This is a genomic window from Curtobacterium sp. MCBD17_028, from assembly GCF_003234875.1.
GTDB lineage: Bacteria > Actinomycetota > Actinomycetes > Actinomycetales > Microbacteriaceae > Curtobacterium.
Genome location: NZ_QKTQ01000005.1, coordinates 236,999 through 250,339, shown reverse-complemented (window position 1 = coordinate 250,339; position 13,341 = coordinate 236,999). Strand labels below are relative to the sequence as shown.

The following is a 13,341-nucleotide window of genomic DNA, read 5'->3' as shown; positions in this document are numbered from 1 at the left end:
GCCCCCTCGCGCCCGCTCGCCCCCTCGCCCCCACCCGTCCCCTCGACGCAGGCCGGGAGGCCTGATGCACGTCGTCATCGTCGGCTCCGGCATCGCGGGCCTCACCACCGCCGTCCGGGCCAGCGGACGACACGACGTCACCCTCGTGACGAAGGGCGCCCTCACCGACGCGGCGACCACGTACGCACAGGGCGGCATCGCGGTCGCGCTCGGCGCGGACGACTCGGTCGGCGCCCACGTCGCGGACACCGTCGCCGCCGGTGCGGGAGCCGGGGACCAGCACGCGATCGAGGTCCTCTGCGCCGACGGACCGGCTCGCGTCCGGGACCTCCTCGCGATCGGCATCGCGTTCGACCGGACCCGCGACCCGGCGAGCCAGGAGGTGCACGGCGACGACCTGACGCGCGGTGTCGAGGCCGCCCACGGCCGCCGTCGCATCCTGCACGCGGACGGCGACGCGACCGGCGCGGCGATCGAACGAGCGCTCGTCCGTGCGTTACTCGACCGCCACGTCACGATCCTCGAGCGGACGTTCCTCGTCGACCTGGTCGTGCACGAGGGCGCCGTCCGCGGCGTGGACGTCCTCGACCTCCTCGGCGAACCGCTGCGCATCGCCGCCGACGCGGTCGTCCTCGCGACGGGTGGGGCCGGGCACCTCTACCGGCACACCACGAACCCGCTCGTGGCGACGGGGGACGGCGTGGCGGCCGCGTGGCGTGCCGGTGCCGTCCTCGCGGACCTCGAGTTCGTGCAGTTCCACCCGACCCGCCTCGCGGTCCCCGGCGGCGGCCTGGTCTCCGAGGCAGTGCGCGGGGAGGGCGCGGTCCTCCGCGACCAGGCGGGGCGCCGCTTCATGACGAACGTGCACCCCGACGCGGAGCTCGCGCCCCGCGATGTCGTCGCTCGCGGCATCGCGGCCGCGATGCGCGCGCAGGGCGGGGATCCCGTGATGCTCGACGCCACCGCGCTCGGTGCCACGCTCCCGATCCGGTTCCCGGGGCTGACCCGGGCCACGCGCGCGGCGGGGTTCGACTGGACGCGCGAGCCCGTGCCCGTCGCGCCGGCGGCGCACTACGCGATGGGCGGGATCGCGACCGACGTCGAGGGCCGGGCGAGCCTCCCGGGCCTGTCCGCAGTCGGCGAGGCGGCCTGCACCGGCGTCCACGGCGCGAACCGCCTGGCGTCGAACTCCCTGCTCGAGGGGCTCGTCTTCGGCGTGCGCGCCGCCGACGCCCTCGACGTCCCGCGGCCGGCACGGCCGCGCCTGCGGGGTCCGCACGCACTCGCGGTCACGTCCGTGGCGGACCCGGACCGGGCCTCCCGGCCGGGAGGCCCGGCACCGGTCGACGAGGCCCGCGTGCGTCCGGCGCTCCAAGCCGTCATGGAGGACCGGGTCGGGTTGCTCCGCGACGCCGACGGACTGGCCGGCGCCGCGCGGGACCTCGCGGCGCTCGAGGTCGCCGCCCCGACGCCGAGCGTCAGCGCCCTCGAGGACCGCAACCTCCTGACCCTCGCCCGCCTCGTCACCCACGCGGCGGCGACCCGCACCGAGTCCCGCGGCGCCCACGCCCGCACCGACCACCCCGGCACCGACGCCGCGCAGGCGCGGCCCCTCGCCTGGGTGTCGACGAGGCAGGAGACCGTGTCCCGCACGGTCCCCACCACCGCACCACGACAGGGAGTTCCTGCATGACCGACATCACGACCGGTGCCACTGCCGCCGCGCCCACGACCTCCACCGCCGTCGGGGCGATCCCGCCGCATGCGCTGCGTCGCGTCATCGAGACCGCCCTCGAGGAGGACGCCCCCTGGGGCGACGTGACGAGCGAGGCGTTCGTGCCCGCCGACGCCACGGCCACCGCCACCCTGGCCGCGCGCGAGCCGGGCGTGCTCAGCGGCGGTGCCGTGTTCGCCGCCGTCATGGCCGCGGTCGACCCCGGCATCGTCGTCACACTCGAGCGTGCGGACGGCGCCACGTTCGCGGCCGGCGACACGCTCGCGATCGTCTCCGGTGCCGCGCGGTCGGTGCTCCGCGCGGAACGCGTCGCCCTCAACCTCGTGCAGCGGATGTCCGGCATCGCCACGGTCACCGCGCGCTACGTCGCGGCGGTGGCCGACACCCGTGCTCGCATCGTCGACACCCGCAAGACGACGCCCGGCCTCCGCGCGCTGGAGCGACACGCGGTCCGCTGCGGGGGCGGACACAACCACCGCACGTCGCTGTCCGACGCGGTGCTCGCCAAGGACAACCACCTGGCGGTGCTCGCAGCCCGGGGCGTCCCGATCGAGGAGGCCATCCGCGCAGCGCGGGAGCGGCTCGGGCACACCGTCCACCTCGAGGTCGAGGTCGACCGCATCGACCAGATCGAACCCGTGGTCGGCGCCGGCGTCGACACGATCATGCTCGACAACTTCACGCCGGACATGCTCCGTGCGGGCGTGGCACTCGTCGGCGGTCGCGCCCTCGTCGAGGCGTCGGGTGGCGTGACGCTCGAGTCCGTCGCCGCCATCGCGGCGACCGGCGTGGACATCGTGTCCGTCGGAGCGCTCACGCACTCGGCCCGGGCGCTCGACCTCGGGCTCGACGTCGTCGTCGAGCCCGACGTCGCCACGGCCCCGCGCGATCGGTAGGACGGCCGTGTACCTCGACCACGCCGCTACCGCGCCCGTCCGCCGCGAGGTCCTCGAGGCGATGTGGCCCTGGCTCACGGGCGACTTCGGCAACCCCTCGTCCATCCACGAGGTCGGTGCCCGGGCCGCGCAGGGTCTCGCCGCGGCGCGGGCGGTGGTCGCCGGCGCGCTCGGCTGCCGGCCGGCCGAGGTCGTGTTCACGAGCGGCGGTACCGAGTCCGACAACACTGCGGTCAAGGGCATCGCGCTCGCCGCGCCGCGCGGTCGCCGGGTGCTCACCCTCCCGACCGAGCACGACGCCGTCCTCGCGAGCTGCGACCACCTGGTACGGCACCACGGCTTCACCGTCGACCTCCTGCCGGTGGGGTCGGACGGGAGGCTCGACCCGGCCGACCTGGCCGCCGCGCTCACGCCGGACACCACGCTGGTCAGCGTCGCGCACGCGAACAACGAGATCGGCACGGTGCAGGACATCCCGGCGCTCGCCGCGGTCGCGCACGCCGTCGGCGTACCCCTGCACAGCGATGCCGTGCAGTCCGCCCCGTGGCTGCCCGTCGGGCTCGACGTGCTCGGCGCGGACGCGGTCAGCGTGTCCGGACACAAGCTCGGCACGCCGAAGGGGATCGGCGCGCTCGCGGTGCGTCGGGGCGTCCCGATCGAGCCGCTCCTGCACGGCGGTGGGCAGGAACGTGGCGTCCGCTCGGGCACCGAGGACGTCGCCGGTGCCGTCGGTCTGGCCCGGGCGTTCGAACTCGCGCTCGAGCGACGTGCGCACGCTGCCGCGGTCGCCGAGTCGGCGCGGGACGTGCTCGTCGCGGGTGTCCTGGACCGCGTACCCGACGCGGTGCTGACCGGGTCGCGCGAGCACCGCCTCCCGGGCCACGCGTCGTTCTGCCTGCCGGGCACGAACGGCGAGACGGTGCTGCTCGAGCTGGAGCAGCAGGGGATCCTGGCGTCGGCGGGCAGCGCGTGCGCGGCCGGCAGCACGGAGACGTCGCACGTGCTCGCGGCGCTCGGGCTGCCGGAGGAGGTCGCTCGCACCGCCGTGCGGTTCACGTTCGACGACCACCTCGGGCCGGATGGCGCGGCCGCCGTGGTGGACGCGATCGCGGCAGCCGTCCACACGGTCCGCGCCCTCGCCGTCTGACCCGGAGGGGTGTACTAGACGGTCTACTCCATCTCGGGGGGCGTGTCCCCCCTTCCGCGGACAGCCCGGGGTCCGCACAATGGAGGACATGACGGACACGAGCGAGCAGCGACTGGCGAGTCCGGCGCTGCGCCCCGCGACCCGGACCTCCCGGTTCCACGCGGTGCAGCTCCTGCCGGCCCCCGCGACGATCCTCGCGCTCGGCTTCGGTGCGGCGCACGGGCTGACACTCGTGCCGCTCGCGGTCGTCGCGGTCGCCGGGATCCTGGCGACGGTCGGCAGCGCCGTCCTCCCGATGTCCGCCGAACCGGCCCGCCACCCCCTCGGAGGCGATCGCCGCACTTCCTGACACCTCGGACCCGCGCCGGTGACCACCCCCTGATCGGTCATCGACGCGTTCCGCCGGACGCACCCTGAGCGCCCGGCGGGGAGCACGGCCCACGTGGTCGCGCTCAGGCAGCCGGCTCCGCCACGGCGTCGTCGTACGAACCCCTGACCCTACGACGACACCCCCCTGAACCGTGGCGGGGCCGGCTCTGCCGTTCCCGGGCGTCGGACCGCGCGTACTCCGCCCGCGGAGCGGCGTCAGTCGAGGTCGGCCTCGGGCGTGTGCGCCGCCTCCGCGCGGACCGTCTCGCCCGGCCACGTGTACGGCAGGTCGTCCGGCACGTCCGGGAACCGCTCCCGGTAGAACTCCGGCGCCTTCTGCACGAGCTTCGAGCGGTGCGATCGGTGTACGGCCTCGTCCCCGAACCACGGCGGCATGGTCACGTCGCCGTGCTCGTACGCCTCGAGGTCCTCCTCGACCCGGCCGAGGTCGATCAGCGTCTTGCCGAGGCACGTGTCGGCGTAGCCCCGTTCGAGCCAGACCGCGCACGTCGCGTCCTGGTAGGCCATGAGCGCTGGTCGGAAACCCCGCCACATCGCGACCACCGGGTGGTGCTGCCAGCCGTACCCGGGCAACGTCAACGCCCGCATCACCTGCAGGGTCTCCACGCGCTGCTTCCCGAGGCGCTTGTCGTCGAGCGACTCCGCCGAGGCACGGAAGTCCGGATAGGGCAGGAAGGTCTGCATGCCGCGGTCGTGCCTCCCGGTCGTCGGTGCGGTCCGGGGCGCGCCGAACCGCGACCGACGCTACGCGCGAGCGGTCGGCGGGGACCGGGAGTGGGGCCGGACCGCCTGTCGCGATCGGGCTGGGGGCGGTCCGATCCGGCGCTGTGCCGGTCACCGTTCCTCGACACATGTCGTCACATCGCGGCTCGTCCATGGCCGGGCGTGTGAGCATCGGCGCATGACGAGCAGCAGCCCCCGGATCGTCGGTGTGAGCGGGAGTCCCTCGGACCCGTCCCGGACGTCGACGCTCGTGCGCGCGACCGTGGACCGGTTCGCCGCCGAGTTCGAGGACGCCCGCACCACGGTCGTCGAGATCGGACCCGTGCTCGCCGACCTCGGCGCCGCGCCCACCCGCGACAGCATGGCGGCGGCGACACGAGCTGCGTTGGAGGCGGTCGAGACCGCCGACGTCCTCGTCGTCGGGAGCCCGGCCTTCCGAGCGGCGTACTCGGGCGCGTTCAAACTGTTCTTCGACTGGGTCGGGCAGTACGAGCTCGTCGACACCCCGGTGCTGCTCACGGCCACCGGCGGCAGCGATCGGCACGCGCTGCTCGTGGAGCACCAGATGCGGCCGTTGTTCGGGTTCTTCCAGTCGACGACGCTGCCGATCGGGGTGTTCGGGAACGAGCGGGACTTCGTCAAGCACGAGGGGTCGTACGAGCTGAGCAGCGTCGAGCTCGAGTTGCGCATCGACCAGGCCGTGCAGCGGGCGCTCCCGATCGTCCGCAGCGGGCGCCTCGGTGCGCTCGCCGGAGCGGACGTGCGGCGGCCCGCCGAGTTCTGACGCGCTGCGTTCCGCTGGGCGGCGTTCTGCTGCGCAGCCTTCCGACGCGTCGCGTCGACCCAGCCCATCGGGCCCGCTGGCGGCGGCGCGGTCGCTGTCGGCCGCGGCCACCGGGCCCGGTGTGTCGGCAATTCAGGACGGGAGGTGCGGTGCGGGCGGGTGCGGTCCCTTCCGGCGGCGGTTTCCTGCGTTGTCGACGTGGGCCGGTCCTGCGGCCGGTGCGTGTCGGTAGTTCAGGACGGGAGGTGCGGTGCGGGCGGGTGCGGTCCCTCCCGGCGGCGGTTTCCTGCGTTGTCGACGTGGGCCGGTCCTGCGGCTGGTGCGTCGGTGATTCAGGACGGGAGGTGCGGTGCGGGCCGGTGCGGTCCCTCCCGGCGGCGGTTTCCTGTGTTGTCGACGTGGGCCGGTCCTGCGGCCGGTGTCGGTAGTTCAGGAATGGGAGGTGCGGTGCGGGCCGGGGCGGTCCCTCCCGGCGGCGGTTTCCTGCGTTGTCGACGTGGGCCGGTCCTGCGGCTGGTGTCGGTGATTCAGGAACAGGAGGCGCGGTGCGGGCGGGCGCGGTCCCTCCCGGCGGCGGTTTCCTGCGTTGTCGACGCGCCTGCGGGTGACCTCCCTCGAGGCATGGGGTGACGTCGGTGGTGGAACGGGGGTCCCGAAGCGCCGCCAGGATGGTTGGCGAGCCTATGGTCCGGTCGTCGGGTCGGTCGCGGCCCGCAGGAGGGACGCCACGGTGGGACAGGGCAGCACGGACGATGACGGCACCGGACGGGAGGCGGTGGTTCCGCCGTCCTCGTTACCGCGGCGGGCGGTGGTCGCGGCGGCTGCATGGAGCGTCCCTGCACTCGGCGTGGTGGTGGCGACCCCGGCGGCTGCCGCGAGTGCGGAAGCGACTGCGACCCTCGCCTTCACCGGCGCATCGGTGCGCCCCGCGGGCGGCGCGCTGTCCGACGCGACGTTGACGGTGCTCTCCGGGAGCGGAGCCCCGTCGCCAGGGGAGACCGTCGTCTTCAGCGTGTCCGGACCGGCGTTCTTCGGCACGCCGGGGACCACCACGGCGACGGCGGTGACGGACGCGGCGGGACAGGCCACCGCGACCGGCCTCGTCGCATCGCTCGATCCCGGGGTCATCGTGCTCACCGCGTCGGTCGCGGGACTGCCGCCCGCGGTGGCGCAGGTGACGACCACGCCGGTCCTGGACCTCGCGGTGACCGACGTGGGGAACGCTGCCGGGAGCGGGTGGCAGCCGTTCGTCGAGCGGCCGCTCGAGTACCTGGACGAGCACCAGCAGTCGCTCTGGCAGAGCGGGAGGACGTACTCCGTGACGACGGCCTTCAGCAACACGGGACCGGACGCGCCCGCCGGCGCGGTCGTCCGGGTGGTCGTGCCGGACGTGCTGCCCGCCGGTGGCGCCTTGGTCTCCGCGGCTCGCATCGTCGCCTTCAGCGTGACGGCCACCGCGCTGGGGATGAGCGCCGCGACCGTCACCCCACGTCCCGTGGCCCCGGAGGAGGGATTCGCGGAGGACTTCGTCGTGGCCGTCCCGATCCCCGCCGGGGCCGCGTTCGGGTTCACCGTCGCCCTCGACGTCCGGCCGGTCGGTGTCGAGCGGTTCGCGTACAACAACGTCGTGGTGTCGATCGCGACCGGCGTCTCCGACGACGCCGACCGCGACACGGCCGACGACACGATGACGAGCGCGTACTTCGCGATGGACCCGGCGACGTAGGCCTGCGGCCGACCGCGGGGAGGCGCGGTACGGGCGTGCCCCGCCCCTCCTGGCTGCGGGTTCCTGCGGTGTCGACGCGATTGGGTCCGGCCTGCTGCTGGAGCGGACAACTCAGGACGGGAGGCGCGGTGCGGCCGCGCCCCGTGCCTCCTGGCTGCGGGTTCCTGCGGTGTCGACGCGGCTCGGTCCTGCCGCCTGCCGCCTGCCGCCTGCCGGGGCTGGGCTGAGAACGCAGGACGGGAGGCGCGGTGCGGGCTCGCGCCGTCCCTCCCGGCGGCGGTTTCCTGCGTTGTCGACCGGCAGCGCGCGCGGTCCCGACGTGATCAGCCGAGCAGCGTCGCCAGGTGGAGCACCGCCAGCCGGTAGCCGTCGGCCCCGGCGCCCTCGATGACGGCGGTGGCCGCGGTCGCGACGTGGTCGACGTGGCGGAACGGCTCGCGCTTGAAGACGTTCGACAGGTGGACCTCGACGACGGGCACCGTCAGGGCCTCGACCGCGTCGTGCAGCGCGACCGACGTGTGGGCGTAGGCAGCGGGGTTGATGACGACGCCGGCGTGGTCGTCGAGCGCCTCGTGGAGCCACGTGACGAGCTCGCCCTCGTGGTTGCTCTGTCGGAAGGCGACCTCGAGTCCGAGCGGCTCCGCGGTCGTCCGCACCAGGTCCTCGAGCTCCTGCAGCGTGACCGTGCCGTACTGCGCGGGATCACGGCGTCCCAGGATGTCGAGGTTCGGACCGTTGAGGACCAGGATGCGGGGCGCGGGCATCCTCCGAGGATAACGACCGAGCCCACCCTGTGCGCCTCACCGGATGTGAACGGTCACACGCGACGAAACCGAGAATCGGCGCAGAGGTTCCACCTGGTTCCCTGAGGTGTAACGTTCCGGGTCGGATCGGCTCCGAGCCGCTCCCGCCCCCACACGGAGGCGCGCCGACACGATCGAGTGCGTCTCCGGAGCCCGTCCCCGGGCCCCGCCCCGCAAGCACTTCGACGTGGAGTTGACATGGTTCTCGCTGCAGGACAGAACGGAATCCAACTCGATCTGAGTTGGGTCGACTACGTGATGATCATCGTGTACTTCGCGGTGGTCATCGGCATCGGTTTCACGGCCCGTCGCCGGGTCCGGACGAGCATGGACTTCTTCCTGTCGGGCCGGTCGATGCCCGCCTGGATCACCGGTCTGGCGTTCGTCTCCGCGAACCTCGGTGCCACCGAGATCCTCGGCATGGCCGCGAACGGCGCGCAGATCGGCATGGCGACCCTGCACTACTACCTCATCGGCGCGGTGCCGGCGATGGTGTTCCTCGGCCTCGTGATGATGCCCTTCTACTACGGCTCGAAGGTGCGATCGGTGCCGGAGTTCATGCTCCGCCGGTTCGGCAAGGCCCCGCACCTCGTCAACGCCCTGGCGTTCGCGGTGTCGAACGTCCTCATCGCGGGCATCAACCTTTACGCGATGGCGATCGTCATCGAGGCGATGCTCGGCTGGCCCGAGTGGCTCGCGATCATCGTCAGCGCGGGCTTCGTGCTCGTGTACATCACCCTCGGCGGGCTCTCGAGCGCGATCTACAACGAGGTCATGCAGTTCTTCGTGATCATCGCCGGGCTCATCCCGCTGACGATCGTGGGCCTGCACCGTGTCGGTGGCTGGTCCGGGCTCACCAAGGCGGTCGAGCACACCGACGGTGCGCGGCACCTGTCCACCTGGGCGGGCACGGCGATCGGGCACACGACGAACCCGATCGGGGCGAACTGGCTCGCCATCGTGCTCGGCCTCGGCTTCGTGCTGAGCTTCGGGTACTGGACCACGAACTTCACCGAGGTGCAGCGCGCGTTCTCGGCGAAGAACATGTCGGCCGCCCGTCGGACCCCGCTCATCGCGGCGTTCCCGAAGCTGTTCATCCCGTTCATCGTCGTCATCCCGGGTCTGATCGCCGCGGCGACGCTCGGGAACCAGCTCGCCGGTGCGCACCACTCCGGGCTGAGCTACAACGACGCGATCCCGAAGCTCATCCAGATGTACCTGCCGACGGGCGTGCTCGGCGTCGCGGTGACCGGGCTGCTCGCGAGCTTCATGGCCGGCATGGCGGCGAACGTGTCGAGCTTCAACACGGTCTTCACCTACGACATCTGGCAGCGCTACATCAAGCCGAACATGCCGGACGTGCACTACCTCAAGACCGGGCGCTGGGTGACGATCGTCGGTGTGCTCATCGGCATCGCGACGGCGTTCCTGGCCGCGCAGGCGCAGAACATCATGACGTACATGCAGACGCTGTTCTCGTTCTTCAACGCGCCGCTGTTCGCCGTGTTCATCCTCGGCCTGCTGTGGAAGCGCATGACGACCTCGGCGGCGCTGTGGTCGTACATCGCGGGCATCATCGCGCCGACCGTCACGTGGATCGCCTACCTCGTCAACCCGAAGCTCTTCGCGACGGGCACCGCCGAGACCCTCTACGGCGCGATCATCTCGTTCGTCACGGTGCTCGTGTTCGGGTTCCTCATCAGCATGTTCACGAAGCCGCGGGACGAGCGTGAGCTCGGTGGGCTGGTGTACGGCATCGGCAAGATCGACCTGCACGGCGACTCGGTCGCGACGGACACCGCCTGGTACCGGTCGCCGGCACTGCTCGGGACGGCTGCGCTCGTCCTGTGCGTGCTCCTGTACCTGCCGTTCCTGTAGACCGTCCTGATTCGACAAGGAGATCACCATGAGTGAGACCAACAAGCCGGGCACCGCTCCCGGTGGCGAGGGCGCTCCGATGACGGACGCCGAGAAGCGCGAGTACGTCACGTCCACCCGTCGGTTCGACCTGCGCCGCATCCTCGGGGGCCTGTTCGTCCTGTACGGGATCATCGTCACGCTGACGGGCATCGCGCACCACGCGACCGACGGTCAGAAGACCGGCGGCATCCAGATCAACCTGTGGACGGGCATCTCGATGCTCGTCCTCGGGCTGCTCTTCTTCCTGTGGGACCGGCTGGCGCCGGTGCCCGAGGAGGACATCGTCGGCAACCTCGAGCGCGAGGACGTCGAGAAGGCCGCGGGCGAGGGCCACGAGCTGGCCTGACGCGCGCACACGCCCGACGGGAGGGTCGTACCGGCACCGGTACGGCCCTCCCGGCCGTACCGGCACCGGTACGGCCCTCCCGTCCGTCGTGTCCCGGCCGGGAGGCGCGGCGCGGAACCGCCACGCGCCGCACCCGACCCGCTCCTCGCGTCCTCCGCTGCCCAGGGCCAGCCCCGGCCGGCGCCGGGCACCTGTCGGTGGGGGCCGGGAGGATCGGCACATGACCGACCCGACGCCCGCCGTGCCCGTGCCCGTGCCCGTGCCCGCCGATCCGACGCCCGCCGATCCGGTGCCTGCTCATCCGGCGCCCGATGCGCGGAGCGCCGTTCTCGACCTCGTCCGCGGCCAGGACGGCCTGGCACGCCCCCGATGGGCGGCGACCGATCCGCTGCTCCGCGAGTACTACGACACCGAGTGGGGGATGCCCGTCCGGGACGAGCGCGGCCTCTACGAACGGTTGAGCCTCGAGGCGTTCCAGTCCGGCCTGAGCTGGCGCACGGTCCTGGCGAAGCGACCGGCGTTCCGACGTGCATTCGCGGATTTCGACCCGGACGTGGTGGCGTCCTTCGGCGAGGCCGATGTCGCCCGGTGCATGGCCGACGTGGGCATCGTCCGGAACCGCGCGAAGGTGCTCGCGACGATCACGAACGCGAACGCGACGATCGCCCTCCGCGACGAGGGTGGTCTGGCCGAGTTCGTGTGGTCCTTCCGGCCCGAGACGACACCCGCGCCCCGGAGCGTCGCCGAGGTCCCGACCACGAGCCCGGAGTCGGTCGCGCTCGCGAAGGCCCTGCGGAAGCGGGGCTTCGCGTTCGTCGGTCCCACGACGATGTTCGCGCTCATGGAGGCCGTCGGGATCGTCGACACCCACCTCGTGGGCAGCCACCGTCGCGGCAGCTCCGGTGTCTGGCCGGCCTGACCGTTCAGCGCCCTCGTCTCGGACGTCCGCGTGTCGGGCGGGCGGTCCGACCGCGGCCGCCGGCCGTGCCGGGGCGGCCGTTGGACTCGTTGCCGGAGCCGCGCCGCGCCTCCCGGCCGTCGGCACCGGGGCGACCGCGGGCCTCCCGGCCGTCGCTGCTGACGCGACCGCGGGTCTGCCGGCCGTCCGTGCCGTCCGCGTCACGCACGTCCGCGGCGTCCCGCCCGCGGGAGCTGTTCGCGGTGCGCCCTCGGACGATGCCGATGAACTCGTCCGTCACCGGGGAGGCGTCCGCGTCGCGCCAGACGAGCGCGACGCGCGTGCCCTCGACGTCGACGAGCGGACGGGCGACGAGGTCGCGGCGGCTCGCCGCACGGAACAGGGACTGGGGCAGCACAGCGAGTCCGACGCCGGCGGCGACGAGATCGAGCGTGCCGTCGAGGTCGTCGGGAACCGGACCGCCGCCGAGCAGGGTCATCCCGACGAGGTCGCGCTCGGTGACGCTGTCGACCTCGGCGAACTCGGAGTCCTTCGGAGCGGCGACGACCGGCGTCTCCGTCCACAGCGGGATCGCGCGCAGACCCTCGGTCACGGGGAGCCGGGCGAAGCACATGTCGGCGTCGCCGGCGAGCGCCCGGTCGACCTCGTCGGCGCCGACCGCGCGGAGCACGAGTTCGACGTCCGGCATCCGCTCCCGCCACACCCGTGCCCACCGTGCGGGGGAGACGCCCGGGACGAACGCGACGGTGAGGGTTCCGGGCATGCGTCGAGCATAGGACCGGGGCGGGTCCCGTACCCTGGTGGGCATGGCGCAGGAACAGACGATGAAGCCGGAGACGGCCGCGAAGAAGCTCGGCATCCTGGTGTCCGCGGCGCCCGAGTCGTTCCGCTCGGCGCCGGTGTCGCGCTCCACGTTCGAGGCGCTGCAGGCCGAGCCGCCGGAGTGGCTCGCGGAGCTCCGGCGCGAGGGTCCGCACCCCCGGCCGGTCGTCGCCGCGAAGCTCGGTGTGTCGGTCTCGGGACTCGCGCGCGCCGGTGTCGACGACGCGCTGACGACGGCCGAGATCAAGGCGCTCCTGCAGGAGATGCCCGAGTGGCTCGTCCGCGAGCGTGCGACGCAGGCCGCGGTGCGCGCCGAGAACACCCGCGTCAAGGAGCAGCGAGCCGCACGGGCCGCGACGCGCTGACCCCGCACCCCCGACTGCCGAGCCGCTGAGGCCTCCTGGTGCACGACCCGATCGCGACCGCCATGCTCGTGGTGCCGCAGTTCGCGTCGGTCTGTTGCGTCGTCGGCGACCGGTACCGGCCCCGGCCGGCGGTGGTCGTACCGGCGTTGGTGATGCTCGTGGCCATGCTGCTCCCGGCCTTCGGCGTGGGGACCGGCTGGTCCCTCGTGGCCGGGGCGGCGTTGTTGCTCGTGGCGCCGCTCCCGGTCATCGGGTCGCGCGCTCGGGCGGCCGGCGCACCAGGACGGGCCGAGGACGGCCGGGAGGCCCGGCGCGCGGACCCGATGGACGTGCACCGGGCGCTCTCCGCGGTCGTCATGGCGGGGATGCTGCTGCTCGGTGCGATGAGTGGAGCGATGAGTGGAGCGATGAGCGGTGCGATGAGCGGTGCCGGATCGAGCGGCGCGAGCGGCGTCACGACGAGCGGGGCCGGGCACGGCTCGACCGCGTCGGCGGTGCTGGGTGCCGCGTCGGCCGATCCGATGGCGCACACGCTCGTCCTCACGGCGGTGCTCGGTGCGGGGGTCGTGGGGTACTGCGCGTTCAGCGGGTGGCTGCTGCGGTACGAGTGGGGCCGGGAGGACCGCCGTGCGGTGCGGAGCGGCGAGGTCTTCGCGATGACGGTCGCGGTCGTCGGCATGACGCTCATGATGTGACGGGTGGTGCCGGCTGCCCCGTCGTGCGACGATCAGGGACACCATCGACGGATGATTCGACCAGGAGGCC

The 13,341-nt window shown here is 73.2% G+C and carries 14 protein-coding genes; 11 read left to right on the top strand and 3 right to left on the bottom strand.

Annotated elements, in window-relative coordinates:
- Positions 1–64 precede the first annotated feature (64 nt).
- The 4 genes from nadB (at position 65) to DEI86_RS08945 (ending at position 4,127) form a co-directional block, all read left to right on the top strand.
- The gene (gene nadB / locus DEI86_RS08960) at positions 65–1,693 is read left to right on the top strand and encodes an L-aspartate oxidase (protein ID WP_111049329.1); all 1,629 of its coding nucleotides are present in this window, start codon (positions 65–67) and stop codon (positions 1,691–1,693) included.
- Positions 1,690–2,631, top strand: a complete 942-nt coding sequence (gene nadC, locus DEI86_RS08955; RefSeq protein ID WP_111049328.1) for a carboxylating nicotinate-nucleotide diphosphorylase — start codon at positions 1,690–1,692, stop codon at positions 2,629–2,631. The genes nadB and nadC overlap by 4 nt, the downstream gene beginning before the upstream one ends.
- A 7-nt stretch (positions 2,632–2,638) precedes the next feature.
- Entirely contained in the window at positions 2,639–3,778 is a 1,140-nt protein-coding gene (locus DEI86_RS08950) for a cysteine desulfurase family protein (protein WP_111049327.1), read from the top strand.
- An 88-nt stretch (positions 3,779–3,866) separates the two neighbouring features.
- Positions 3,867–4,127, top strand: coding sequence for a hypothetical protein (locus tag DEI86_RS08945; RefSeq protein ID WP_146244014.1), 261 nt, complete (start codon positions 3,867–3,869; stop codon positions 4,125–4,127).
- A gap of 236 nt (positions 4,128–4,363) precedes the next feature.
- Here DEI86_RS08945 and DEI86_RS08940 read toward each other — a convergent pair whose 3' ends face one another.
- Positions 4,364–4,852, bottom strand: coding sequence for an MSMEG_6728 family protein (locus tag DEI86_RS08940; protein WP_111049326.1), 489 nt, complete (start codon positions 4,850–4,852; stop codon positions 4,364–4,366).
- Between the two features lie 217 nt (positions 4,853–5,069).
- On the opposite strand from DEI86_RS08940, the gene DEI86_RS08935 reads away from it, so the two are divergent.
- Together DEI86_RS08935 and DEI86_RS08930 are read left to right on the top strand one after the other, a co-directional pair.
- Positions 5,070–5,675, top strand: coding sequence for an NAD(P)H-dependent oxidoreductase (locus DEI86_RS08935; RefSeq protein ID WP_111036842.1), 606 nt, complete (start codon positions 5,070–5,072; stop codon positions 5,673–5,675).
- An 850-nt stretch (positions 5,676–6,525) separates the two neighbouring features.
- Positions 6,526–7,401: a hypothetical protein gene (locus tag DEI86_RS08930; RefSeq protein WP_146244892.1), complete on the top strand. Its 876-nt coding sequence runs from the start codon at positions 6,526–6,528 to the stop codon at positions 7,399–7,401.
- A 323-nt stretch (positions 7,402–7,724) separates the two neighbouring features.
- Here DEI86_RS08930 and aroQ read toward each other — a convergent pair whose 3' ends face one another.
- Complete coding sequence (aroQ, locus tag DEI86_RS08925; protein WP_111009390.1) at positions 7,725–8,165, bottom strand: type II 3-dehydroquinate dehydratase; 441 nt, start codon at positions 8,163–8,165, stop codon at positions 7,725–7,727.
- Between the two features lie 237 nt (positions 8,166–8,402).
- Here aroQ and DEI86_RS08920 point away from each other — a divergent pair, with 237 nt between their 5' ends.
- The 3 genes from DEI86_RS08920 (at position 8,403) to DEI86_RS08910 (ending at position 11,389) form a co-directional block, all read left to right on the top strand.
- Positions 8,403–10,082 (top strand): sodium:solute symporter family protein, encoded by a 1,680-nt coding sequence (locus tag DEI86_RS08920; protein ID WP_111027053.1) that lies wholly within the window; start codon positions 8,403–8,405, stop codon positions 10,080–10,082.
- A 28-nt stretch (positions 10,083–10,110) separates the two neighbouring features.
- Positions 10,111–10,470, top strand: coding sequence for a hypothetical protein (locus DEI86_RS08915; protein ID WP_220035630.1), 360 nt, complete (start codon positions 10,111–10,113; stop codon positions 10,468–10,470).
- A gap of 220 nt (positions 10,471–10,690) precedes the next feature.
- Positions 10,691–11,389, top strand: a complete 699-nt coding sequence (locus DEI86_RS08910; protein WP_111049324.1) for a DNA-3-methyladenine glycosylase I — start codon at positions 10,691–10,693, stop codon at positions 11,387–11,389.
- Positions 11,390–11,393: 4 nt separating this feature from the next.
- Here the strand turns inward: DEI86_RS08910 and DEI86_RS08905 are convergent, their stop codons facing one another.
- Complete coding sequence (locus DEI86_RS08905) at positions 11,394–12,152, bottom strand: LysR family transcriptional regulator substrate-binding protein (protein WP_181439741.1); 759 nt, start codon at positions 12,150–12,152, stop codon at positions 11,394–11,396.
- A gap of 43 nt (positions 12,153–12,195) precedes the next feature.
- On the opposite strand from DEI86_RS08905, the gene DEI86_RS08900 reads away from it, so the two are divergent.
- Both DEI86_RS08900 and DEI86_RS08895 read left to right on the top strand, forming a co-directional pair.
- Entirely contained in the window at positions 12,196–12,576 is a 381-nt protein-coding gene (locus DEI86_RS08900; RefSeq protein WP_111009393.1) for a DUF5997 family protein, read from the top strand.
- A gap of 38 nt (positions 12,577–12,614) precedes the next feature.
- Complete coding sequence (locus DEI86_RS08895) at positions 12,615–13,271, top strand: hypothetical protein (RefSeq protein WP_111049322.1); 657 nt, start codon at positions 12,615–12,617, stop codon at positions 13,269–13,271.
- The last annotated feature ends 70 nt before the right edge of the window (positions 13,272–13,341 follow it).

Excerpts from the sequence above, each read along its gene's own strand:
- aroQ (WP_111009390.1), bottom strand. The coding sequence starts at position 8,165 with ATGCCCGCGCCCCGCATCCTGGTCCTCAACGGTCCGAACCTCGACATC.
- DEI86_RS08940 (WP_111049326.1), bottom strand. The coding sequence starts at position 4,852 with ATGCAGACCTTCCTGCCCTATCCGGACTTCCGTGCCTCGGCGGAGTCG.
- nadB (WP_111049329.1), top strand. The coding sequence starts at position 65 with ATGCACGTCGTCATCGTCGGCTCCGGCATCGCGGGCCTCACCACCGCC.
- DEI86_RS08920 (WP_111027053.1), top strand. The coding sequence starts at position 8,403 with ATGGTTCTCGCTGCAGGACAGAACGGAATCCAACTCGATCTGAGTTGG.
- DEI86_RS08900 (WP_111009393.1), top strand. The coding sequence starts at position 12,196 with ATGGCGCAGGAACAGACGATGAAGCCGGAGACGGCCGCGAAGAAGCTC.
- DEI86_RS08905 (WP_181439741.1), bottom strand. The coding sequence starts at position 12,152 with ATGCCCGGAACCCTCACCGTCGCGTTCGTCCCGGGCGTCTCCCCCGCA.
- DEI86_RS08910 (WP_111049324.1), top strand. The coding sequence starts at position 10,691 with ATGACCGACCCGACGCCCGCCGTGCCCGTGCCCGTGCCCGTGCCCGCC.
- nadC (WP_111049328.1), top strand. The coding sequence starts at position 1,690 with ATGACCGACATCACGACCGGTGCCACTGCCGCCGCGCCCACGACCTCC.
- DEI86_RS08915 (WP_220035630.1), top strand. The coding sequence starts at position 10,111 with ATGAGTGAGACCAACAAGCCGGGCACCGCTCCCGGTGGCGAGGGCGCT.
- DEI86_RS08935 (WP_111036842.1), top strand. The coding sequence starts at position 5,070 with ATGACGAGCAGCAGCCCCCGGATCGTCGGTGTGAGCGGGAGTCCCTCG.
- DEI86_RS08945 (WP_146244014.1), top strand. The coding sequence starts at position 3,867 with ATGACGGACACGAGCGAGCAGCGACTGGCGAGTCCGGCGCTGCGCCCC.